This is a genomic window from Clostridium paridis, assembly GCF_016765615.1.
In the GTDB taxonomy this organism is placed as follows: domain Bacteria; phylum Bacillota; class Clostridia; order Clostridiales; family Clostridiaceae; genus Clostridium_T; species Clostridium_T paridis.
Window position 1 is genome coordinate 117670 of sequence record NZ_JAESWA010000029.1, and the last position, 22369, is coordinate 140038.

Sequence of the window (22369 nt, forward strand, 5' to 3'; positions counted from 1 at the left end):
ATTTATGTGGAGTAAAGAACAAATCCTTCAACATTTAAAAGAAAACTTGAAAGAGAGTAGATATAATCACACTTTAGGTGTTGTAGATATGGCAAAAAGGCTGGCTGATATTAATGGAGTTGACCAGGAAAGGGCAGAGTTAGCTGCATTAATCCATGATTGTGCAAAAAATTTACACATTGATGAGTTGTTTAAAATATTGCAGGATAATTCTATAGAAGTAGATGAAATTGAACGTATTTCTCCACAACTTTTACATGGTAAGGTTGGTGCAGTACTCGGAGAAAAACTTATGAATATAAGTGATAAAGAAATTCTAAGTGCAGTTAAATATCATACTACAGGTAAAGCAAATATGAGCACCTTGGAAAAAATAATATATATTGCTGACTATATAGAGCCTAATAGAAACTTTGATGGGGTAGATAAGCTTAGAGAAATCACCATTGAAAACCTTGATAGGGGAGTTTTAGGAGGTATTGATAATACACTAGTATATATAATTAAAAATGGAGGGCTAATTCATCCAAATACAGTAGAGGCAAGAAATTACCTAATTAATACACTTAAGGAAGTGAATAAATAGTATGGATGGGGAAAATATAAATGCTCCAAGTAACAATAGGAAAAAGAGAAAAAGAAACAAAAGAAAAAGAACTATTGTGATTTTAAGTATTCTATCCATTCTAATTACATTTATAGTTATAGTTGCAGTTTATTTATTTGCAACATTAGGAAAGTTTAATAGTGCAGGTGGTGTAGATGTTGCAGCGGAAGATGTTGGATCAAAAGATCCAGTAAATATCTTAGTTTTAGGTTTGGATATAGGAGATCCATCTCAACCTAATAATGAAGCAATAAAGAGAACTGATACGATTATGCTTTTGCACTATGAGCCGGATAAAAAACAAGGAACCTTAGTATCTGTGCCTAGAGATATGCTTATCAAGGTTAACAACAAAAATCAAAAAATAAATGCAGCTTATGCCTTAGGTGGAGATAAGTTAATTAAAAAAGAAGTTGAAAACTTCTTGGGTATTAATGTAAATTATATAGTTAAAATAGATTATGATGGATTTAGAGCAGTAATTGATGCCATTGGTGGTATTGACATGGAAATAGAAAGAAATATGAATTATGATGACCCTGCACAAAATCTTCATATTCACTTCAAAAAAGGTGAAACGGTACATCTAGATGGTCAAAAAGCAGAAGAATTTTTTAGGTGGAGAAAAAATAATGATGGAACTGGTTTTGCAAATGGAGATTTGGACAGAATAGAAAGCCAACATAAGTTTATTAATAAGATAGTAGAAAAGTGTACTTCACCTAGTATTATTATGAACTTTAAACCTTTATTAGATACATTGCCTAAGTATATAAAGACAAATATGTCAGGAAGTAAGATGATTTCTTATGGATTAAGTTTAAAGGGATTAGATAAAAGCAAACTAACAATGGTGACATTAAACGGAACCCCTAAAACAATTAATGGGCAAGATTATCTAGTATATAATAAGAATAATAATAAGGATGTAATTTCAGCCTTAAGTGGTTCGCAAACAGCTAAGGATTCAGTAACTAAAAAGGATTTAAAAATTAAGGTTCTAAATGGAACAAAGAAAACTGGCCTTGCAGGGAGTTTAGCAACTGAACTTGAATCTAAAGGGTATACTAAAATAGATAAAGGAAATTATACAGAGATAAGTAAATCTGTAATTAAAACTAATGATAATAATATAGGAGATCTAATATCCCAGGATACAGGAATTGATAATATAAAAGAATTAACTGATGATAATCAAGGATACGATGCAGTTATTATTTTGGGAGGAGATTTCAAAAAATAGATTATCAAGAGATAAGTGAGGAAAAATGAGTAAAATAGAGAAGATTGTTCCAGAAGGATACCATAAACATAAGATAAGAGAATTCCTAAAGGAAGAATTAGGATTATCGACTAGATTGATTAGAGGAGCGGCAATAGATAAAAGAATACTAGTAAATGATAAGGCCGTTAAAATGAACTATGTTATATCTAGAGGCGAAAAAATAGTTATAGATTTAAATAAAAATGAAACTCAAAATATAGAGCCTGAAGATATAGATATAGATATTGTTTATGAAGATGATGATATACTTGTTCTAAATAAAAAACCATTTATGGTAGTGCATCCAACTAGAAGTCATTTTAATGGAACATTATCTAATGGGGTAATGTATTATTTCAAGAAAACAAATCAAAATTGCATTGTTAGATTAGTAAGTAGATTAGATATGAATACATCAGGATTGATAATTATAGCCAAAAATCAATACGCACATATGCAGTTATCTAATGAGATGAGAGAAGAGCATTTTCAAAAGAGGTATTTAACTTTAGTTCATGGTAATTTAAAAGAAAAACAAGGGACTATAAATGTACCAATATATAGAGAGAGTGAGGATGCTATTAAGAGAGTTGTTGACGATAGAGGACAAGAAAGTATAACTCACTATAAGGTTGTTGAAAGCTACAAAAATGCAGAACTAGTTGAATGTCTTCTTGAAACTGGAAGAACTCATCAAATAAGAGTTCATTTAAGCTATTTAGGGCATCCTATATTCGGGGATGTTTTGTATGGAACTGAAGATAAAGAATTTATAAATAGGCAAGCACTTCATGCTTATGGATTAGACTTTCACAGTCCAAGAACAAGGAAGGAATTGAGTCTTAGGGCTGAACTACCTGATGATATGAAATTATTAATAGAAAAGCTCAAAAAATAAAAAAACAGATGGAGTACCATCTGTTTTTTTTTAATCAAGTTTGTTTATTATATCTGAATATCTAGATTTAATCTTTCTTTTTTTTACACGAGATCTATATCTTATTAAGGAAAAACCTAAAAATATTGCAACTACACCACCAGCGGCAAGCTCTGGTTTCATTTCTTTAAGCTTATCACTAAAACTCTTTTGCACTGGTTTTATTTCTCTTGATTCTCCAGCACTTAAACGGATATTTTGATATTTCTGACCATTTACTGAAACAGATGCTGATAATACTTCTTGGCCACTAGTGAAGGAAAGGTTTGATAAATCCTTATTTTCGATATCTAGTGATTTTGTAATTGAACTTTCATCACCTTTCTTACACACATATGATATATCATCTGAAGCAAGTAATGGCATTGTGGTAGAATCATTAAAAGTATAATCAGATAACTTTTCACCTTTTGAATATAGTTTTACGAGACTAAAGTTATTGAATCCATATTCAAATAAATTCTTTGCCTCTCTAAAATAATTATCTTTACTTGAGGAGTAAAGAAATGTTGCAACTAATCTTTGACCATCTTTTTCAGCAACAGCAGTATATGTATGCTTTGATGGAGTTGTATATCCGCATTTACCAGTGAGTGCATATTGATAAAAATATCTATTGTTTTTCATAATTAATTCATTTTTATTATCTGCCCAGTGGTTTTCCCCGTTTATATTAGATGCAGGAAATTCATATGCAGGTGTTCTAGAAATATCTATAAAAGTTTGATTCTTTGACACTTCTCTCATAATAAGTGACAAATCATAAGCTGTTGTCTTGTGACCATCTTCATAAAGTCCAGATGGATTTACAAAAGTAGTATTATTTGCGCCTAATTCTTTAGCTGTTTTATTCATAAGCTCAACAAAAGCCTCACTTGAGCCAGAGACATGCTCAGCTAGTGCTTCAGCGCAATCATTAGCTGAAAGTAAGAGCATCCCGTATAGTAAATCCTTAACGGTAAATACTTCACCCTCAATTAGACCGATTCGTGTTCCATCAACTGCAGTAGCACTTTTGGTTATGGTAACTTTTTCATCTAGCTTTGAATTTCTTAAAACTAATAAAGCAGTCATTACTTTTGTCGTAGAAGCTGGTGCAAGTGATTTCTCACTATTCTTACTGTATAGAATTTTTCCTGTAGTTGCATCCATTAGTACAACACCATCAGCTTCTAAATCAGGAACAGAAGGAGCTGCGCTTACATTTTTATTAAATATTAATGTAAAAGAAATCATCAATAGTAAAAAATAAGAAATTTTTCTCATAATATCCCCCATTATGTCATATTTCATAAAAATAAGTATAACAAAAATGTGGTCAAATTACTATATAAATGAGGAGTTTTTGTCAATAATTAATTATATATTAAAATTTAAGGAGGAAAACATGAGAATTACAAGGAAAGAAAAACTAATAGGAATCGTAATACTATTAATAGTTCTAACCTTAATTGCTGGAATATATACATATATAAATATTCCAAAGCCTTTATCAGATAAAGAAGTAGAAAATATGTTTGTAGAAGAAGATTCAAAAGACAATAAAGCTACAGCTACGGCTAAAAATAATGGTGGGAATATAGTTGTTGAAATAAAAGGAGAAATTAAAAGACCAGAAGTATATATAATGGAGAAAGGATCGATTATTAAAGATTTAATCTCAGAAGCTGGTGGGTTAACAGAAAAAGCTGATACAAAGAATATAAATTTAGCCAAAGAGCTTCAAAATCATGAGTGTATAGTCATAGGAAATATAGATAATAAGGCTCAGGGGAGTGAAGGTTCATTAGCATCTTCATCGTTATCTGGAAAATCTCAAGATGGAATAATTAATATCAATACTGCAACAGAAGCTGAATTAGATACATTGCCAGGTGTTGGTAAAGTAATGGCAGGAAAAATAATAGAATACAGAGAAAAAAATGGAGGGTTTAAATCTATTGAGGAACTCAAAAAAATTGATAGAGTTGGTGAAGGAACGTTTGATAAATTGAAGGATAAAATTTCAATATAGAGATATATAATAAAAAAACCTAGAAATTGGAAAGGATTTATATTAGAATTAAATTATATTATTCTAAGGGGGAGTATTTATGGACGTATTAGTAAATGTTGGTTTGAGTGTCTTATTCGGACTTGTTGGTATAGTTATTATGATGGTTGGATATATTATTTTTGACAAAATAATACCAGCAGATTTCAATAAAGAATTAGAAAAGGGAAATTTGGCGGTAGCTATTGTTGTTGCTGGGTTACTAATATCTATAGCTATAATTGTCTCAAAAGTAATAGCATAAACATAATAAATATAAAAATGAAAGTTTTAAAAATTTAAAGGTATTCATTTATAAAATTTAAAAATTTCGCTAAAAAATTAAAAACTTCTAAAAAATTAAACATTTCTTATTGCATTTAATTAATATTTATATTATAGTAATAGCAGACAAATTAATATTAACGAATTCTTATCGTGAGCGGTGGAGGGACTGGCCCTGTGAAGCCCGGCAACCAACATAGGTTTCATTTAACTTGTGTATGGTGCTAATTCCTGCAGTTATTTTTTAACTGAGAGATAAGGGAGTAAATTGCAGTGGCTATTTTTCAGCGCTTGGGTTTATTCCCAAGCGCTTTTTATTTATCCGGATAAACAAAGGACATGTGGAGGTAGCTTAATGATTCAAATTAAAGGCTTAAGCAAAAGTTTTAATGAAACAGAAGTACTTAAAGACATTAAATTAAATATTGAAGAAGGACAAATTTATGGTCTTATAGGCCACTCTGGAGCAGGAAAATCTACTCTATTAAGATGCATCAATGGATTAGAAACTTATGACTCTGGAAGTTTAACAGTTATGGGACAAGAAGTTTCAGAACTTTCAACTAAGGAAATTAGGGAATTTAGAAAAAATTTGGGGATGATATTTCAAAATTTCAATTTGTTACAAACAAAAAATGTATTTGACAATGTAGCACTTCCTTTAGAAGTTTGGGGATACAATAAAGCAGATATTAAAGAAAAAGTATATAGACTATTAGATTTAGTAGGGCTTAGTGATAAGGAAAAGAGTAAGCCATCTCAATTAAGTGGGGGTCAAAAACAAAGAGTTGCGATTGCAAGAGCATTGGTGTTAGATCCTAAGATACTATTATGTGATGAGGCAACATCAGCACTAGATCCTAAAATGACTAAGGATATTCTATCATTATTGTTGAAAATCAATAAGGAACTAGGAATTACAATAGTAGTTGTTACTCACCAAATGGAAGTAGTTAAAGAAATATGCGAAAAAGTTGCGCTACTAGAAGGTGGAGTAATTAGAGCAGAAGGAAATGCAGAAGAATTATTCTTAAGACCTGGACTAAGCTTAAAGAAATTCTTAGGAGAAGAAGAAGAGGAAACTCTTCCGGATGTTGGGGTAAATATCAGACTATTCTTCCCAAGAGATTTAAGTGAAAATTCATTAATTACAAAGATGGCAAGAGAACTTAATATAGACTTTTCTATAGTATGGGGCAAACTTGAAAAATTTAGAGATGATGTATTAGGCAGCTTAGTTATAAATGTAAATGATGAATATAAAGAAAAAGTAGTTGAATACTTAAAGAATGAAAATATCAGCTGGGAGGTGCTATAAATGTGGGAAAGTATATTATTACCGGCAATTGAAGAAACACTTATAATGACATTTTTTTCTACATTATTTGCAATAATAATTGGATTTATTCCAGCAATTATAATGATAATTACTGCACCTGATGGACTTAAACCAAATAAGGTTATATACAGTATATTAGACGGAATAATTAACATATTAAGAAGTTTACCATTTATTATTTTAATGGTAGTACTAGTACCATTTACTAGAACTATAGTTGGGACAACTATAGGAATTAAGGGGGCTATTGTTCCATTAACTATATCAGCAGCACCGTTTGTTTCAAGAGTTATTGAGTCAGCACTTAGAGAGGTTGATAAGGGAGTAATTGAAGCAGCAAAATCTTTTGGTGCTAGCAATACACAAATAATTTTCAAGGTAATGCTTAAAGAAGCTATGCCAAGTATAATTTTAGGTATCACTTTAACAATTATAAGCATTGTAGGATACTCTGCGATGGCAGGTGCAATAGGAGGTGGGGGCCTTGGAAGTGCAGCCATTAATTATGGATATAATAGATTTGATAATCAGATAATGTTCTATACAGTAGTGGTATTAATTGTATTTGTTCAAGTATTACAAAGCTTAGGTAATTATATTTATAAGAAACAGGTAAAATAGATATATGATTTATAAAAACAAGGAGGACTTATTATGAAAAAAAGAGGATTATTATCATTAGTATTAGTAGGAGCGTTAGCATTAAGTTTAGCAGCTTGTGGAAAAAAAGCTGATGATAAAACTATAACAATTGGAGTTACACCAAAACCACATGCAGAAATAGTGAATGCTATTAAGCCATTAGTTGAAAAACAAGGATACACTTTAAAAGTTGTTGAATTCAATGATTATAATACACCAAATACAGCACTTAATGACAAGGAATTAGATGCAAACTTCTTCCAACATCAACCATACTTAGATGAAGTAATGAAGAATAAAGGATATAAGTTAGCAACAGTAGCTAAAGTTCATAGTGAATTAATGGCACTATATTCAAAAAAGGCTAAATCAATAAATGATTTAAAAGATGGAGCTACTATAGCTATCCCTAATGATGCAACAAATGGAGCAAGAGCATTAAAATTACTTGCAGCAAACAACTTAATCAAAGTTAAAGATGGAGAGTTAATTTCATCAAAAGATGTTACTGAAAATCCAAAGAACTTTAAGTTCAAAGAATTAGATGCAGCTCAATTACCAAGAACATTAGATGATGTAGATGCAGCTGTTATAAATGCAAATTATGCTTTAGATGCTGGACTAAATCCAACAGATAATGGATTAATAGCTGAAAAATCAGATTCAGAATTTGCTCAAAAATATGCAAATATTTTAGTTGTAAGACAAGGTGATGAAAATAGTGACAAAATTAAAGTATTAAAAGATGCACTTAATTCACCAGATGCTAAGAAATTTATTGAAGATAAATATAAGGGTGCAGTAATACCTATGTTTTAATTAGAACATAATAGTAGCAGAGACAAATTGTCTCTGCTATTTATTTGCCAATATTTCACTGAGAATATAAATAAGGAATTTTATAATTTACATTTATTTAAACTTTTTGTAATTTGCTAATTAAAGGGTTTTGTAGTATATTTAAAGAATGTAAAATAGTAGGGAGGTAGCTACATTGAGTATTAATGAAGAAAAAGTAGAAGAAGTAATAGAGGACATAACTAAGGAATCGAAGGAAGAATCTGAAGTGAAATCAGAAAATAATATAGAGAAAGCAACAACAAATAAGGAATTTTTAGATATAATGAATTCTGATAAACAAGCTGAGAAAAAAATAGGGGTTTTCGGAAGATTGATTATATCAATAGCTGACCAGACTATTGTTGCATTTGCAGCATTTATCTTGTTTTATTTAATTAAATTTATATTAATGCCATTAGGATATGAGATAATGGATACTCTAGGTATATATTTCTTTGCTTATATCGCAAGTAGTGTATTGTATTTTACAATCGTAAAAAGTATTTATGGAAAAACAATTGGTGAAAAAGCCTTAAATCAATAGGCTTTTTACATAACTATTGTTAATTAAATATTTAAGAATAAACAGAGGAGGAAGCTTCTAACTCATGAAAAAAGGAAATGAGATAACTTTAAAAATTGAAAAAACTGAATTTCCTTCAAAGGGTATTGCACACGTAGATGGGCTTATAGTATATTCTAAAAATTCATATCCTGGACAGCTTATTAAAGGAAAAGTAACAAAGAAGAAAAAAGATTATGCAGAAATAAAGCCTTTGGAGATTATAGAAAGAGCTGAATATGAGGTAGATGCAAAATGCCCTATATTTGGAAGATGTGGTGGTTGTTCATCTCAAACACTTCCGTATAATAAACAATTAGAACTAAAACGTGATGAGGTTAAAGAACTTTTTGAAAATGCCAATGTAGAAACAGGAGAGTTTTTAGGCATTGAAGGAAGTCCAAACCAATGGGAATATAGAAACAAAATGGAATTTACCTTTGGAGATGAAGAAAAAGGTGGAGAATTAACCCTAGGTATGCATATGAAAGGGAGTCCTTTTAGTATAATAACGGTTGATCAATGTAAGATAGTTCATGAAGATTTCAGAAAAATAATAAAATACACATTAGATTATTTCAGAGGTCAAGATCTTCCCTATTATAGAGTAATGAAAAGAGAAGGTTACTTAAGACATCTAGTGGTAAGAAGAGCTGCAAAAACCGGAGAAGTTATGGTTAATTTAGTAACTACCACACAAATAGACTTTTCATTGGATGAATATCTTGAAGGATTAAAAGCTCTTTCATATGAAGGAAAATTAACATCAGTTATTCATACAGAGAATAATTCTTTTTCAGATGTAGTATTTCCTGAAAAGGTAAATCTACTTTATGGAAGAGATTATATAATGGAAGAGCTTTTGGGATTAAAATTTAAGATATCACCATTCTCATTCTTCCAAACGAACACAGAAGGAGCAGAAAAGCTTTATTCAATAGTAAGAGAGTTCATGGGGGATGGAGAAAATAAGGTTGTATTTGATCTATATTGTGGTACAGGAACAATAGGACAAATAACAGCTCCAAAAGCTAAAAAGGTAGTAGGAATCGAACTTATTGAAGAAGCAGTTGAAGCTGCAAATGAAAATGCTAAATTAAATGGATTAAATAATTGTGAATTTATGGCTGGAGATATTGCTAAAGTAATAACCGAAGTGAAAGATAAGCCAGATATAATAATATTAGATCCACCAAGAAGTGGAGTGCATCCTACAGCAATGAAGTATGTTATAGCCTTTAATGTAAAAGACATAATATATGTAAGCTGCAATCCAAAGTCTTTAGTTGAGGATTTAAAGGCATTAACTGCATCAGGATATAAAATTGAAAAAACACTTTGCAAGGATATGTTTCCTAATACACCTCATTGTGAGACAGTAGTGAAGTTAATCAAGCAATAGAGTCTCAAATTAATGAAAAGCATTCATCTTAATAAAAAGATGGATGCTTTTTTATAGTTTTTAATTCAAATTTTTGTTAAGTTACTTATTTCCAATTAATTGATTACGATTCAATAAAATCTTGTTGTCATAGATTTTAATGCTTTACTTCCCATATAGTGCGTCTAACTTTAGATAAAGCTTCTTTTGATTTTTCTTTATTCATAAACATCAAAATTACATAGAGTGAATCTAGAATGCTTAATTGAGATATACGTGAAGATAAGGCTTCTGAATGAAATTCGATTTCTTCAGATATAGAAATAAAAACGATATCACCTATCTTAGCTAGAGGAGAAGATGCATGGCTAGTGATAACAATTACTTTTGCACCAGAATTTTTAACTGTTTCCGCAATTTTGATAGTTTCTTTTGATTTTCCTGTATGTGAGATACAAATTGCACAATCCTGTGGTGTTAATAAAGATGCTTCCATAAGTTGCATATGATAATCAGTAGTATGACGGACACGAGCTGGAGAACGTAAAAATTTATGATAGGCATCTTCTGCAAGTATTGCTGATCCACCTAGACCAAAAAAACATAGTAGATTTGAATTTGATATAATTTCAGCCGCTTTTTTCAAATCCTCTAAGCGTAATATCTTCTTAGTATTGGTTAGGGTTTTAATGTTTGAATCAAAGACTTTTTGAGCCATAGTCAATTCATTATCATCAATTTCAATGTTTTCATGAATTGATGTAGTTGAAAAATTATTTTCTTCAATTAAGATAGCCATCTTTAATTCTTTAAAGCCAGAATAACCTAGCTTTTTTGCGAATTGAAATAAAGTAGAGCCTGCAACATCGAGTTCATCAGATAAATAGCTGATAGAATTGTGAGCCACAGAAATAGGATTTTCAAGTATATAGTCTGCAATATTTTGTTCTTTAGCACTTAATCCATTGTATAACGATTTAATTTTAAGTCTAACAGATACATCCATATTGGTCCTCCTTTCTATAAACGATGTATTGTAACTCTAAAAACAATAAAAAGTTTTCGGTTTAATATATATTTTAAATAGTAATATATTTATAAATTAAATCTATAAAAGAAAATAATAGATAGAGTCTTTTGTTTATATATAAGATAAATAATTGAGTTTAATAATGTATGAAAAGTGATTAAATTGTTAAAAATAGTGTTTTTATAAGTATATCAAATAGTAATTTTAAGTCAATATCTTGGATAGAACAAGTCAAAGTTAGTTTTACTTAATATTCCTGCCACTTTATTATAAATATCACAGTAATTCTGAAATTGCAAGTGGAGAGTAGAAATAGAAATATAATTCCTAAAAAAATTTTTTCGATAAATATATTTACAAAAAAAATTTTTTTTGATAATATAAAATATGAAGAGGAGGGATTATATGAAAATAGCTATTATAGGTCTTGGCAAGATGGGTTTAAACATAGCATGTAATTTAAAGAGTCATAATTATGATGTTATGGGATTTGATTTATCTGACAAAGCAAAAGAAGATGCTGAAAAGGCAGGTATCAAAACATTTGATAATTTAGAGAAAATGATAACTTCATTTACTGAAAAGAGAGTTATCTGGTCTATGTTACCTGCTGGAGAAATTACGGAATCTGTATTGAATCAATTGTTAAAGTTACTTTCTCCAAATGACATTGTCATTGAAGGTGGAAATTCAAATTTTAAGGAATCAATACGACGTGCAAAGACTTTTAAGGAGAAAGAAGTATATTATTTTGATTGTGGAACATCAGGTGGAACTTCTGGAGCACTCGGTGGTGCATGTACGATGATTGGTGGAGATCCTGAAGTATTTAAGTATATAGAACCAATTTTCAAAGATATATCAGTTGAAAATGGATACTTATATACTGGCCAATCTGGAAGTGGTCATTTTTTGAAAATGATTCATAATGGAATCGAATACGGAATGATGCAAGCAATCGGTGAAGGTTTTCAAATTGTTAAAGAAAGTGAATTTGATTATGATCTAGCTGCTGTTGCAAGGGTTTGGAACAACGGATCTGTTATTCGAGGCTGGCTTATGGAAATTGCTGAATCACAATTTAAAGCTAGTCTAAATTTAGAAGACTATAGAGGAGTTGTTGCTGCATCTGGAGAGGCGAAATGGACTATTGAAACTGCTTTGGATATGGGAATTGCAGTACCAACAATTGCTTTAAGTTTATTTATGCGTAATTTGTCTCAGGAAGATGATAGTTTTTCTGCTAAGGTAGTTTCAGCTTTACGTAACGGATTTGGTGGACATGCCGTAGTAAAGAAAGAAAAGTAGATATGAAAGAATATAAGATAGCCATTGTTAATTCAAGTAGTTTTGGAAAGGTATTCCCTGAACACATTAATCGTTTGAAGAAAATAGGATCCGTTGATTATTTTCAAGTTGATAATGAAATGCATGGAAAAGAACTTGCAAAATTATTAAATGGATACAATATTATCATTGCAAGTGTAACCCCTTTTTTTACTAAAGAGTTTTTTGATTCTAAAGATGAGCTTTTGCTGATTACACGTCATGGAATTGGATATAACAATATTGATATCGATGCAGCAAAAGAACATGATACTGTTGTTGCAATAGTTCCGGCTTTAGTAGAACGAGACGCAGTCGCAGAAAACAACATTACAAATTTGTTAGCTGTATTAAGAAAAACAGTAGAATCCAGTAATAGAGTTAAAGCGGATCGTTGGGAAGATCGAGCTAAATTTGTTGGACATACACTTTTCAATAAAACAGTAGGTGTTATTGGGGTTGGGAATACAGGAAGTTGTGTAGTAGAGATTGTTAGAAATGGTTTTCGATGTAATGTTTTGGCCTATGACCCATACAAGTCAGATCTATATTTACAGACTTATGGAGCAAGAAAAGTTGAAATAGATGAATTGTTGACTTCCTCTGATATCATTTGTATTTGTGCAAATTTAACTGAAGAAAATTATCATATGATATCTAAAAACGAAATAGAAAAAATGAAAGACGGTGTTTATATATCGAATAGTGCGAGAGGAGCATTATTGGATGAAAATGCAGTTGTTGAGGGATTGAAATCAGGAAAAATTGCTGGTTTTGCGACAGATGTTTTAGAAGAAGAGCCAGGAAGAAAGAGTCACCCATATTTGGAATTTGATAACGTTGTAATGACTCCTCATACGTCAGCTTATACTATAGAATGTCTAGAGCAAATGGGAAATAAATGTGTGACAGATGTAGAGCAAATAGTTCAAGGTGTTTTACCGGAAAGGGCAATTCAGCCTGCAAGTAAATTTATCAAAGAATAGGGGTGAGCAAAATGTTGACAGATTTAAAGGTTAAAGTTGGTCCTGAGTTCTATAGGTATCATGAAGGTGCAATTGATTTTATTCCGGAATTATTAAGAGAACATAAATCAAAGAATATCTTGATTGTACATGGAACAATTTCTTGGGAAAAAGCTAAGCCTAAAATGAAGTTTTTAGAAACGATAGAGCAAAAAGTTTTCTATCATCAATATACAGGTGAATGTAGCTATTATGGTGCAGATTTAATTGCACAAATAGTTGAAGAAAATGATATCGATTTTATTATTGGAGTTGGTGGCGGAAAGCTTGTAGATCTCGTTGGATATGCTGCTCATATTTGTAATGTTAAATATGGTGTTGTTCCAACATTGGTTAGTAATTGTGCACCGTGGACACCTTTATCTGTTATGTATAAAGAAAGTGGAGAATCAGAAGGAAAAACTGAGCATTATATGAGGCAGGCCGTTTTCTTGATAACAGATCCGTATTTAGTGATTGATTCTCCAGTACGTTATTTCATTGCAGGTTTGGCAGATACAATTGCAAAGTGGTATGAATCAGATTCAATTTTAGCTCAAGAACATTTACAGAACGAACCTTTTTTGAAGTTAGCAAGTTATACTGCAAAGTTATGTAATGAATCAATTGTAAAACAATCGGCTAAAGCAATGAAAGATATGGAGAATAAAGTAGTTTCGGAAGAATTTGTACATTTATCTGAAATTGTAATAGCAGTTGCAGGTTTATGTGGAGGATTGGGAGATAAATATGCCCGTAATGCCGCAGCACATGCAATGCATGATGCAATCGCTAAATATATTCCGGAAAGCCATTCATATCTACATGGCGAAAAAGTAGCTTATGGGATTTTATATCAGTTGGCTCTAGAAGGCAAGTGGTCGACGATTGATTCTTTAATGCCTTTCTATTCAGATTTGAAACTGCCTGTATCTCTACATTATATGGGATTGTATCCAGAAGATGAAAACGTTCTTGATGATATAGTTGGTTTTATTGATTCAAAAGAAAAAGTTCATTTGATTCCCATTTTAATTACACCAGAGATTTTGAAAAAAACAATTTTTGATTTAGAAAAATATATAGAAGAGAGGTAGAAGAAGAGTAATGGAAACTTTAAGTGTATTACAGAGTTTTTTAATCGCTTTATGGGTTGGAGCGGTTATGTCAAGATGGCTAGGTGGAGGAGCTACATTAACGCTTCGATTTTCACCATTAATGACTGGGTTGATTGTTGGTATTGTTATGGGAAATGTTACCCAAGCAATGATTGTTACAGCAGCTCTACAATTGATCTATATGGGTGTTTTCTCTCCAGGAGGATCCATGCCATCAGAACCATCTATTGCAGCAGCTATTGCAGTACCAGTTGCTTTATTAGGAAATTTAAAGCCTGAAGCAGCTATTGCTGTCGCAGTACCAGTTGGTTTGTTAGGAAGTTATTTATATCAATTCCGTTTTTTTATCAATACATTCTTAGGTAAATATACAGATAAAGCTGTAGAAGATTTAAATGATGGCGCTATTAAACGTTCAATCATTGTTTTACCTACAATTGCATCATTTCTTCTATTTGTACCATTAGTATTTATAGCCTTATATTTTGGGGCACCAATGATTGCAGATGTAATCAATGCTTTGAAAGGAACTTATGTTATTCACATCCTTGATGTTGTTGGTGGTGGATTGGCTGCTATTGGTATTGCCACAACAGTTTATGTAATTGGACGTAAAGATTACTTAGTATTCTTTTTATTGGCATATTTCATGAGTGTTTCATTAAAGTCATTGAATATTACAATGGTAACTTATGCTGTGTTTGGTGTAGTGATAGCTTTAATTTTCAGCATGTCTCAAAAAGGAAAGAATATTCCTATTGCAGCTACTACTAAGGCTACAGAGATATTAGATGAAGATGATTACGATGATGGGTTTTAAGGGGAGGATAAAATGAGCGAAAATGTAAAAAGAGCTGTTGGAGCTCCAGAAGAGATTACAAAAAAAGATGTTACTAAAGCATATTTAAGATGGCATCTTGCAAATGAAATTCCACATTCATTCGAAAGATACCTTGCATCTTCTTTATTGTATGCAATGATGCCAATTTTAAGAAAACTATATAAAGATGATGAATCATTAAAAGCTGCTTATAAAAGACAACTATTATTTTTCAATACTCAGTTAACCTGGGGTGGTGGAGTTATTACTGGTTTAATGGCTTCTATGGAATCACAACGTGCAAAAGAAGAATATGAAAAATCAGAAATAACAATGAAAGACGATTTGATGTATAACACAAAAGCTGGTTTGATGGGTGCACTTGCCGGAATTGGTGATGCAATTGACTCAGGGACTGTACAATATATATTTATTGCCATAGCTGTTCCTTGGGCTCAGCAAGGTAGTGCATTAGGAGCATTGTTCCCATTCGTTTGTTTTGCAATTTATCAGGTCTTATTAGGTATATTCTTTTCTCGTCAAGCATTCAATATGGGACGTAACGCAACAGGATTGATGGCAAGTACAGGAGTTCAGACTGCAATCGATACTTTATCTGTTTTAGGTATATATATGATGGGAATCTTAGCAGGTAACTATGTAAAAGTTAGTTCAACTTTAAACTTTGTAATTTCAGGAAAGAAATTCGTTATCCAAAGTATTTTAGATTCTATTGTTCCAGGTATTTTACCATTGGCAGTAGTTATGGGAGTTTATTGGTTCTATAATAAAAAAGGTTTAAAAGTTACAAAGGCATTATTATTGTTAACATTAATTTTAATTGTTTTAGCTGGTATTGGAATTCTATAACTAAAAAGGAGATTTGAAAAATGGGTGTTATAAATTTAGCAAGAGTAGATGAACGTTTAATTCATGGACAAGTTATGGTGACTCTTTCACAGAAGAGCGGGGTAAATTCAATCTTTGTAGTGGATGAAGTTGTAGCAAACGATAAATTCATGAGAGAGTTATATAAAAATGCAGGTAGCCGTACTGGGCAAAAGACAATAGTAATTACGCCAGAGAAAGCTAAATTTTATTGGGATGAATATCAGTTCAAAGATTATAATTGTATCTTGATAGCAAAAACTGTAAAAGTTATGTATGACTTAGTTAAGCATGGAGTACCAATGAAAGAGTTGAATATTGGAGGTATTGCACAAAAAGATGCAAATAAAGATTTACTAGTTACAAAATCTGTTTATATAAACAAAGAGGATGTGGATAGATTAGTAGAAATGAAACAGAAATATGGAGTAGAGAATATCTATTTCCAAGCCACTCCTTCTGCTCCTAAAACAGAATTGAAAGATGTTGTTAGTAAATTTAAATAATTGTTTTTAAATAAAAGATTATTATTTTCCCTATTATAAAAATTGGAGGTTTATCATGGATGATATTTTTAACGATAGATTAGCTAGGTATTCCTTTATGTATCGCTCACGGAACAGCAATAATGAGAAAACTAGATTTTTGAAGGCGCTTGTAACAGATATATCACAAGTGCGAAAAGATATTTCCGTAATCGAATATAGGAATCAAAAAAAAGACAGTGCACGAAATGTGTATGTTGGAGATATTGAAAAGGCAGATCAAATCGTTTGCACTTATTATGATACACCTCCAGCCCATTTAGGTGATTATGTATTGTTTGATCGAAAAAAACAAGAAAAACAAACTACAAAAGCTGGTATTTACTCATCTCTAATTTGGGCTTTCTTGGGTATTCTAGGAACACTTTTATACATGAAATTGGTTTCCGCACCTTTTGTTTTATTTTCTGTGCAAACAGCATGTCTTGCACTAATATATGGCGGGTATTTTATAATTTTATCAAAGCTATCAAAAGGTACGTGGAATCGAAAGAATTTAATAAGAAATACATCGTCAATACTTTGCTTGCTACAGATGTTAACAGAGAATAAAAATCAAAGAAAAGTGGCTTATGCATTTATTGATGAAGGTTGTTATGGTGAACGAGGATTAGATGTCTTAATTAGTTCTGTAAAAAAGAATGCAAAGGTTTATTATTTAGATTCTATTGGAGCAGATGCTACTTTAAATGTAATGGGTCCACAATTTAAAGAAGAGCTTGCTGAATCTAAAAAGCTCCGATATGTATCACCTAAAGATAAAATCAATTACTTATTTTCTGCGGATATGAATCAAAATAATGAGTTTCATTTAGATAAGTCAAAATTAAATAAGAAAAATTTAAATTATAACCATTTTAATCAAGCAATAGAATTGTTAAATCAAACTATAAAAGGAGATTAAGTTATGTTAGGAATTGTAATCGCCACACATGGTACTTTAAGCAACGGTATCAAAGATGCAGCTGAAGTTATTATGGGAAATACTGAAAATATAATAACTGTAAATTTGAATGCAGGAGATGATGTTGAGAAGCTTGGTAAGAAGATAAATAACGCTATTTTAGAAGTAAATCAAGGTGATGGTGTTGTGGTATTGGTTGATTTAGTGAGCGCAAGCCCATATAACCAATCAGTTCTTGTTACAAATCAGTTAGATCCAGAACTAAAAGATAAGGTTTATATTATTGGTGGAGTTAACTTACCTATGTTATTGGAAATAATCAATCATCAAATTTTAGGTACACAAATTGAAATAGTTGCAAAATCAGCTGCAGAACAAGCAAGAGAATGTATTAGCTCATGGCATGTTCCTGCTGATGTAGATGCTAATGAGGTTGACGAAGATGATGATTTTTGATGGAGGGATAAAATGAAGTGGGGATTCAGATGGTATGGAGCGAAAGACTCTATTCCTTTAAAACATTTTAGACAAGTTCCAGGAACAGATGGTGTTGTAGGGACCTTATTAAATAAGTTACCTGGAGATGTTTGGGAAATTGATGAAATTAAAGAATTTAAGGCTTCAATTGAAAAAGAAGGATTGGAGTTACTTGGCATTGAAAGTGTTGCAGTTCATGATGCAATTAAAGCAAGAACAAAAGATTGTGATCATTATATTGATAATTATATTCAAACAATTAGAAATTTAGCAGCATGTGATATTCATTTAGTATGTTATAGTTTTAAACCGATTTTTGGATGGGCTAAGACAAATTTGAAATATGAAAATCCAGATGGTAGTTATTCATTGTTGTTTGATCAGTCTGTTGTAGAACATATGGATGCCAGTGAGATGTTCCAACTTATAAATAGTCAATCTAATGGGTTTAAATTACCTGGATGGGAAGAAGAACGTCTGAAAAAGTTTAATGACTTGATGGAAATGTATGAAAATATTACAGAAGAAGATTTATTTGACAATCTTGCATACTTTCTAAAAAAAGTTATTCCTGTTTGTGAGGAAGTTGATGTGAAAATGGGGATTCATCCGGATGATCCACCATGGGAAATCTTTAATCTTCCAAGGGTAACAAAAAATTTAGAGGATTATAAAAGAATAATAAATATTATTGATTCTCCTTATAATGGTGTAACACTTTGCACAGGATCTTTAGGAGCAAATCCAGAAACGGATTTAGTCAAAGTCATACATGAACTAGGAAATAGAATTCAATTTGTACATTTAAGAAATGTTGAATTTTTGGGAAAACAAAAATTTAGAGAATCTGCTCATTTGAGTATTGATGGATCATTGGATATGTATGCTCTTATGAAGGCACTTATAGATGTTAATTTTGATGGTGTCATCCGTCCAGATCATGGTCGTTCAATTTGGGATGAAATAGCAATGCCAGGGTATGGTTTATATGATCGTGCATTAGGTTTTACATATTTAAGAGGATTGCATGAAGCTATCACAAAATCTCAAAAAGAAAATGGATTGGAGCAAAAATAATGAGTGTAAATGTAGATGTATATAAAAAATTAGGAGAAATAAAGTTATTACCGCTTTATACTGCGACTGATTTGAAGTATTTAGATGATTTGGAAGAGATTCTTTTGCAGAATGATGTACCTTTTATAGAAGTCACATTTAGAAGCAATCTGGCTTTAGAAGCAATTAATAAACTTTCACGATCTGGTAATTTGATTGTTGGAGCAGGAACTGTACGTACATTAGAGCAAGCTAAAAGTGCAATTGAAAATGGAGCAAGTTTTATTGTTTCTCCAGCAGTGATTCCAGAGATAATCGAATACTGTATTGAAAACAAAGTTCCAGTTTTCCCTGGAACAGCAACTCCAACGGATATTCAAAAGGTCGTTAGTTATGGACTTCATGTTGTGAAGTATTTTCCAGCAGATATTTATGGCGGGTTAAAAGCAATTAAAGCATTAAGTGGACCATTCTATGATGTGAAATTCTTGCCGACCGGAGGAATTAATGCAGATAACTTTATGGATTATGTTAGCAATGATAATATTTTAGCGGTTGGTGGATCTTTTATTATTTCTGAAAAAATGATTAAAGAGGAAGGTAAAGAAAAGACAAGCAACTTGTTAAAATCATTAGCTGATCAAATTAAAGCTTAGTGCAATAGGCACGGCTTTTTTTTGTAAGGAGGATTATGTAATTATGGAAAAACCTGAATTAGTTATATTTGATATGGACGGGTTAATGTTTGATACTGGACAACTAGCATATCGTGCATATTTAGAGAGTGCTAAAGATCTTGATTTTACTGTGAATCAGTCCGTATATTACTATTTGACTGGACGAAGAGATCCCGAGATCCGCGAGGGAATGAAAGAATTATACGGAAAGGATGCTCCTGTATCTGAATGGCGAGATAAAATCATTTTAAACAGAGAAAAAATTTTAAGTGATGAGAAACGCGTATACAAGAAAAAAGGTTTATTAGAACTATTAGAATTTTTAAAGAAGAATAATTATAAAATAGCGTTGGCTTCTTCCACAAGCAGAGAGAAAATAGAATACTATTTTAAAATTGAAGATATGCCAGATGTATTTGATATTATTGTAGCAGGAAATGAAGTCCGTATTGGAAAACCAAATCCTGAAATATTTTTAAAGGCGTGTGAAAAAGCAAATGTTGCACCTGAACGTGCTTTAGTATTAGAAGATTCTGTAGTAGGTATTAAAGCTGCTTTGCAAGGAGGTATTACGCCTCTTCTAATTCCAGATGACATATCTAACTTACCAACACACAAAGGAAAGCATCCATTATTGAGAAATCCTGAAGAATTTCTTATTACGAAACCAAAGAATGTAGAAATTTTTAAAGATTTATTAGAAGTTATAGATTATTTGAAATAATATTTTATGAGACCAAAAGTTTCATTTCACAATATATTAGTATAATTACAGGCGTATTTAGGATATGTAGTAAAATACAAAATTTAATATTAGGAGGTACAGATTAGTGAATACATCAGAATTAAAAAATGTAGCTAATAACATAAGAGTAAACATTATTAAAGCCGTATCATCAGCAAGATCGGGGCATCCTGGTGGATCTTTATCAATAGCAGATATTTTAGCAGTTTTATATTTTGAAAAGATGAACATAGATCCAAAGGATCCCAAAAAAGCAGATAGAGACAGATTGGTATTATCAAAAGGTCATTCAGCACCAGCATTATATGCAACATTAGCCGAAAGAGGATTCTTCCCAGAAGAAGAATTAATAACGCTAAGAAAATACGGTTCAAAATTACAAGGACATCCAGATATGAAAAAAGTACCTGGAGTAGATATGTCAACAGGATCACTTGGTCAAGGATTATCAGCAGCAAATGGTATGGCACTAGCTGGAAAGTTAGATAACAGTTCATATAGAGTTTATGTAGTACTTGGAGATGGAGAAGTTCAAGAAGGACAAATATGGGAAGCTGCAATGAGCGCAGCTCACTACAAACTTGATAACTTAACAGCATTCCTTGATTTAAATGGCTTACAAATAGATGGATCAAATGAAGAAGTAATGAGCATCAACCCAATTGATGAAAAGTTTAAAGCATTTGGATGGAATGTATTAATTGCAGATGGACACTGCTTTGAAGAAATAGCAAACTCAATAGATGAAGCAATAGCTACTAAAGGTAAACCAACAATTGTAATTTGTAATACTGAAAAAGGTAAAGGTGTTTCATTTATGGAAAATAATTGTGCATGGCATGGAACGGCTCCAAATGAAGAAGAAACTAAGAAAGCATTAGCTGAATTAGAAGGAGGCGAAAACTAATGGGAGTAGCAACTAGAGAAGCATATGGACAAATATTAAAAGAATTGGCAGAAGACAAAAATGTTGTTGTATTAGAAGCAGATTTAGGTAAAGCAACAAAGAGTATTGAATTTAAGAAATATGCACCTGAAAGATATATAGAATTAGGTATAGCAGAATGTAACATGATGGGAACAGCGGCAGGTCTTGCTACATGTGGGAAAATTCCATTTGCAAGTACATTTGCAATGTTTGCAGCAGGAAGAGCATTTGAACAAATCAGAAATTCAATAGCTTATCCTAACCTAAACGTAAAAGTAGTGGCAACTCATGCAGGAATAACAGTTGGAGAAGATGGTGGAAGTCATCAATGTAATGAAGACATATCTTTAATGAGAACTATACCTCATATGGTAGTAATAAATCCATCAGATGCTGAAGAAGCAAGACAAGCGATATTAGCTGCAAAAGAATATTATGGACCAGTATATATAAGACTGGGAAGATCAGCAACTCCAGATATTCATGATGAAAGTTATGAATTTGAAATTGGAAAAGGTGAAATTTTAAATGAAGGTAATGATGTAACAATAATAGCAACAGGGTTAATGGTAGCAAAAGCAATTCAAGCTGCTGAAACATTAAAAGAGCAAGGAATCAATGCAACTGTTATAAATATTTCAACTATAAAACCAATTGATAAAGATTTAATTGTTGAGGTTGCAAGGAAAACAGGTAAGGTAGTGACTGTTGAAGAACACAGCATAATAGGTGGTTTAGGTTCAGCAGTTGCTGAAGTTTTAATTGAAGAATGTCCGGTAAAAATGAAGAGAATTGGAATAAATGATGAATTCGGAAGCTCAGGAAGTGCTGAAGTTTTATTAGAAAAATATAATTTAACGGCAGAACATATAGTTGAAATAGTAAAGTCATTTTAAGAAAAATCATGAATATCAACAATACTCTATAAATTATTATATTTAATTAATGCAATAGGAGAATAC

General features: G+C 31.4%; 25 protein-coding genes and 1 riboswitch. Of the genes, 23 read left to right on the plus strand and 2 right to left on the minus strand.

Going from position 1 to position 22369, the window contains the following annotated elements; genetic code table 11:
* The first annotated feature begins 4 nt into the window (after positions 1 to 4).
* The 3 genes from yqeK to JK634_RS19845 are packed head-to-tail and all read left to right on the plus strand — an operon-like array spanning position 5 to position 2769.
* Positions 5 to 586 carry a bis(5'-nucleosyl)-tetraphosphatase (symmetrical) YqeK gene (gene yqeK / locus JK634_RS19835; protein ID WP_202769496.1) on the plus strand — a complete coding sequence of 194 codons (582 nt, stop codon included), beginning with the start codon at positions 5 to 7 and terminating at the stop codon, positions 584 to 586.
* Between the two features lies 1 nt (position 587).
* The gene (locus JK634_RS19840) at positions 588 to 1850 is read left to right on the plus strand and encodes an LCP family protein (RefSeq protein WP_202769497.1); all 1263 of its coding nucleotides are present in this window, start codon (positions 588 to 590) and stop codon (positions 1848 to 1850) included.
* Between the two features lie 25 nt (positions 1851 to 1875).
* Complete coding sequence (locus tag JK634_RS19845) at positions 1876 to 2769, plus strand: RluA family pseudouridine synthase (protein WP_202769498.1); 894 nt, start codon at positions 1876 to 1878, stop codon at positions 2767 to 2769.
* Positions 2770 to 2799: 30 nt separating this feature from the next.
* Here the strand turns inward: JK634_RS19845 and JK634_RS19850 are convergent, their stop codons facing one another.
* A complete protein-coding gene (locus JK634_RS19850) occupies positions 2800 to 4074 on the minus strand; it encodes a D-alanyl-D-alanine carboxypeptidase family protein (RefSeq protein ID WP_202769499.1) in 1275 nt (424 codons plus the stop codon).
* 121 nt (positions 4075 to 4195) lie between these two features.
* On the opposite strand from JK634_RS19850, the gene JK634_RS19855 reads away from it, so the two are divergent.
* From JK634_RS19855 to rlmD, 7 genes are all read left to right on the plus strand, one after another.
* Positions 4196 to 4822 carry a ComEA family DNA-binding protein gene (locus JK634_RS19855; RefSeq protein ID WP_202769500.1) on the plus strand — a complete coding sequence of 209 codons (627 nt, stop codon included), beginning with the start codon at positions 4196 to 4198 and terminating at the stop codon, positions 4820 to 4822.
* 79 nt (positions 4823 to 4901) lie between these two features.
* Positions 4902 to 5105 (plus strand): DUF350 domain-containing protein, encoded by a 204-nt coding sequence (locus JK634_RS19860; RefSeq protein WP_202769501.1) that lies wholly within the window; start codon positions 4902 to 4904, stop codon positions 5103 to 5105.
* A 165-nt stretch (positions 5106 to 5270) separates the two neighbouring features.
* Positions 5271 to 5387, plus strand: a riboswitch (SAM riboswitch).
* A gap of 93 nt (positions 5388 to 5480) precedes the next feature.
* Entirely contained in the window at positions 5481 to 6443 is a 963-nt protein-coding gene (locus tag JK634_RS19865; RefSeq protein ID WP_202769502.1) for a methionine ABC transporter ATP-binding protein, read from the plus strand.
* Entirely contained in the window at positions 6444 to 7085 is a 642-nt protein-coding gene (locus JK634_RS19870; protein WP_202769503.1) for a methionine ABC transporter permease, read from the plus strand.
* A gap of 33 nt (positions 7086 to 7118) precedes the next feature.
* Positions 7119 to 7925, plus strand: coding sequence for a MetQ/NlpA family ABC transporter substrate-binding protein (locus tag JK634_RS19875; protein ID WP_202769504.1), 807 nt, complete (start codon positions 7119 to 7121; stop codon positions 7923 to 7925).
* Positions 7926 to 8100: 175 nt separating this feature from the next.
* Complete coding sequence (locus tag JK634_RS19880) at positions 8101 to 8490, plus strand: RDD family protein (protein ID WP_202769505.1); 390 nt, start codon at positions 8101 to 8103, stop codon at positions 8488 to 8490.
* Positions 8491 to 8554: 64 nt separating this feature from the next.
* Positions 8555 to 9910 carry a 23S rRNA (uracil(1939)-C(5))-methyltransferase RlmD gene (gene rlmD / locus JK634_RS19885; RefSeq protein ID WP_202769506.1) on the plus strand — a complete coding sequence of 452 codons (1356 nt, stop codon included), beginning with the start codon at positions 8555 to 8557 and terminating at the stop codon, positions 9908 to 9910.
* Between the two features lie 136 nt (positions 9911 to 10046).
* Here the strand turns inward: rlmD and JK634_RS19890 are convergent, their stop codons facing one another.
* Positions 10047 to 10895, minus strand: coding sequence for a MurR/RpiR family transcriptional regulator (locus JK634_RS19890; protein ID WP_202769507.1), 849 nt, complete (start codon positions 10893 to 10895; stop codon positions 10047 to 10049).
* Positions 10896 to 11324: 429 nt separating this feature from the next.
* Here JK634_RS19890 and gnd point away from each other — a divergent pair, with 429 nt between their 5' ends.
* The 13 genes from gnd (at position 11325) to JK634_RS19955 (ending at position 22303) form a co-directional block, all read left to right on the plus strand.
* Positions 11325 to 12227, plus strand: coding sequence for a phosphogluconate dehydrogenase (NAD(+)-dependent, decarboxylating) (gene gnd / locus JK634_RS19895; protein ID WP_202769508.1), 903 nt, complete (start codon positions 11325 to 11327; stop codon positions 12225 to 12227).
* A gap of 2 nt (positions 12228 to 12229) precedes the next feature.
* Positions 12230 to 13231 (plus strand): D-isomer specific 2-hydroxyacid dehydrogenase family protein, encoded by a 1002-nt coding sequence (locus tag JK634_RS19900; protein ID WP_202769509.1) that lies wholly within the window; start codon positions 12230 to 12232, stop codon positions 13229 to 13231.
* 11 nt (positions 13232 to 13242) lie between these two features.
* A complete protein-coding gene (locus JK634_RS19905; protein WP_202769510.1) occupies positions 13243 to 14346 on the plus strand; it encodes an iron-containing alcohol dehydrogenase family protein in 1104 nt (367 codons plus the stop codon).
* Positions 14347 to 14356: 10 nt separating this feature from the next.
* Positions 14357 to 15187: a PTS mannose/fructose/sorbose/N-acetylgalactosamine transporter subunit IIC gene (locus JK634_RS19910; RefSeq protein WP_202769511.1), complete on the plus strand. Its 831-nt coding sequence runs from the start codon at positions 14357 to 14359 to the stop codon at positions 15185 to 15187.
* A gap of 12 nt (positions 15188 to 15199) precedes the next feature.
* Positions 15200 to 16057 carry a PTS system mannose/fructose/sorbose family transporter subunit IID gene (locus tag JK634_RS19915; RefSeq protein WP_202769512.1) on the plus strand — a complete coding sequence of 286 codons (858 nt, stop codon included), beginning with the start codon at positions 15200 to 15202 and terminating at the stop codon, positions 16055 to 16057.
* Between the two features lie 20 nt (positions 16058 to 16077).
* The gene (locus JK634_RS19920; protein ID WP_202769513.1) at positions 16078 to 16581 is read left to right on the plus strand and encodes a PTS sugar transporter subunit IIB; all 504 of its coding nucleotides are present in this window, start codon (positions 16078 to 16080) and stop codon (positions 16579 to 16581) included.
* 55 nt (positions 16582 to 16636) lie between these two features.
* Positions 16637 to 17524 (plus strand): hypothetical protein, encoded by an 888-nt coding sequence (locus JK634_RS19925; protein ID WP_202769514.1) that lies wholly within the window; start codon positions 16637 to 16639, stop codon positions 17522 to 17524.
* Between the two features lie 3 nt (positions 17525 to 17527).
* Positions 17528 to 17980: a PTS sugar transporter subunit IIA gene (locus JK634_RS19930; RefSeq protein WP_202769515.1), complete on the plus strand. Its 453-nt coding sequence runs from the start codon at positions 17528 to 17530 to the stop codon at positions 17978 to 17980.
* 12 nt (positions 17981 to 17992) lie between these two features.
* Complete coding sequence (uxuA, locus tag JK634_RS19935) at positions 17993 to 19078, plus strand: mannonate dehydratase (RefSeq protein ID WP_202769516.1); 1086 nt, start codon at positions 17993 to 17995, stop codon at positions 19076 to 19078.
* On the plus strand, positions 19078 to 19713 hold the full coding sequence (locus JK634_RS19940; RefSeq protein WP_202769517.1) for a bifunctional 4-hydroxy-2-oxoglutarate aldolase/2-dehydro-3-deoxy-phosphogluconate aldolase: 636 nt from the start codon (positions 19078 to 19080) through the stop codon (positions 19711 to 19713). The genes uxuA and JK634_RS19940 overlap by 1 nt, the downstream gene beginning before the upstream one ends.
* Positions 19714 to 19756: 43 nt before the next feature.
* A complete protein-coding gene (locus tag JK634_RS19945; protein WP_202769518.1) occupies positions 19757 to 20458 on the plus strand; it encodes an HAD family hydrolase in 702 nt (233 codons plus the stop codon).
* Positions 20459 to 20564: 106 nt separating this feature from the next.
* A complete protein-coding gene (locus JK634_RS19950) occupies positions 20565 to 21386 on the plus strand; it encodes a 1-deoxy-D-xylulose-5-phosphate synthase N-terminal domain-containing protein (protein ID WP_202769519.1) in 822 nt (273 codons plus the stop codon).
* Positions 21386 to 22303, plus strand: coding sequence for a transketolase family protein (locus JK634_RS19955; RefSeq protein WP_202769520.1), 918 nt, complete (start codon positions 21386 to 21388; stop codon positions 22301 to 22303). The genes JK634_RS19950 and JK634_RS19955 overlap by 1 nt, the downstream gene beginning before the upstream one ends.
* Positions 22304 to 22369 lie beyond the last annotated feature (66 nt).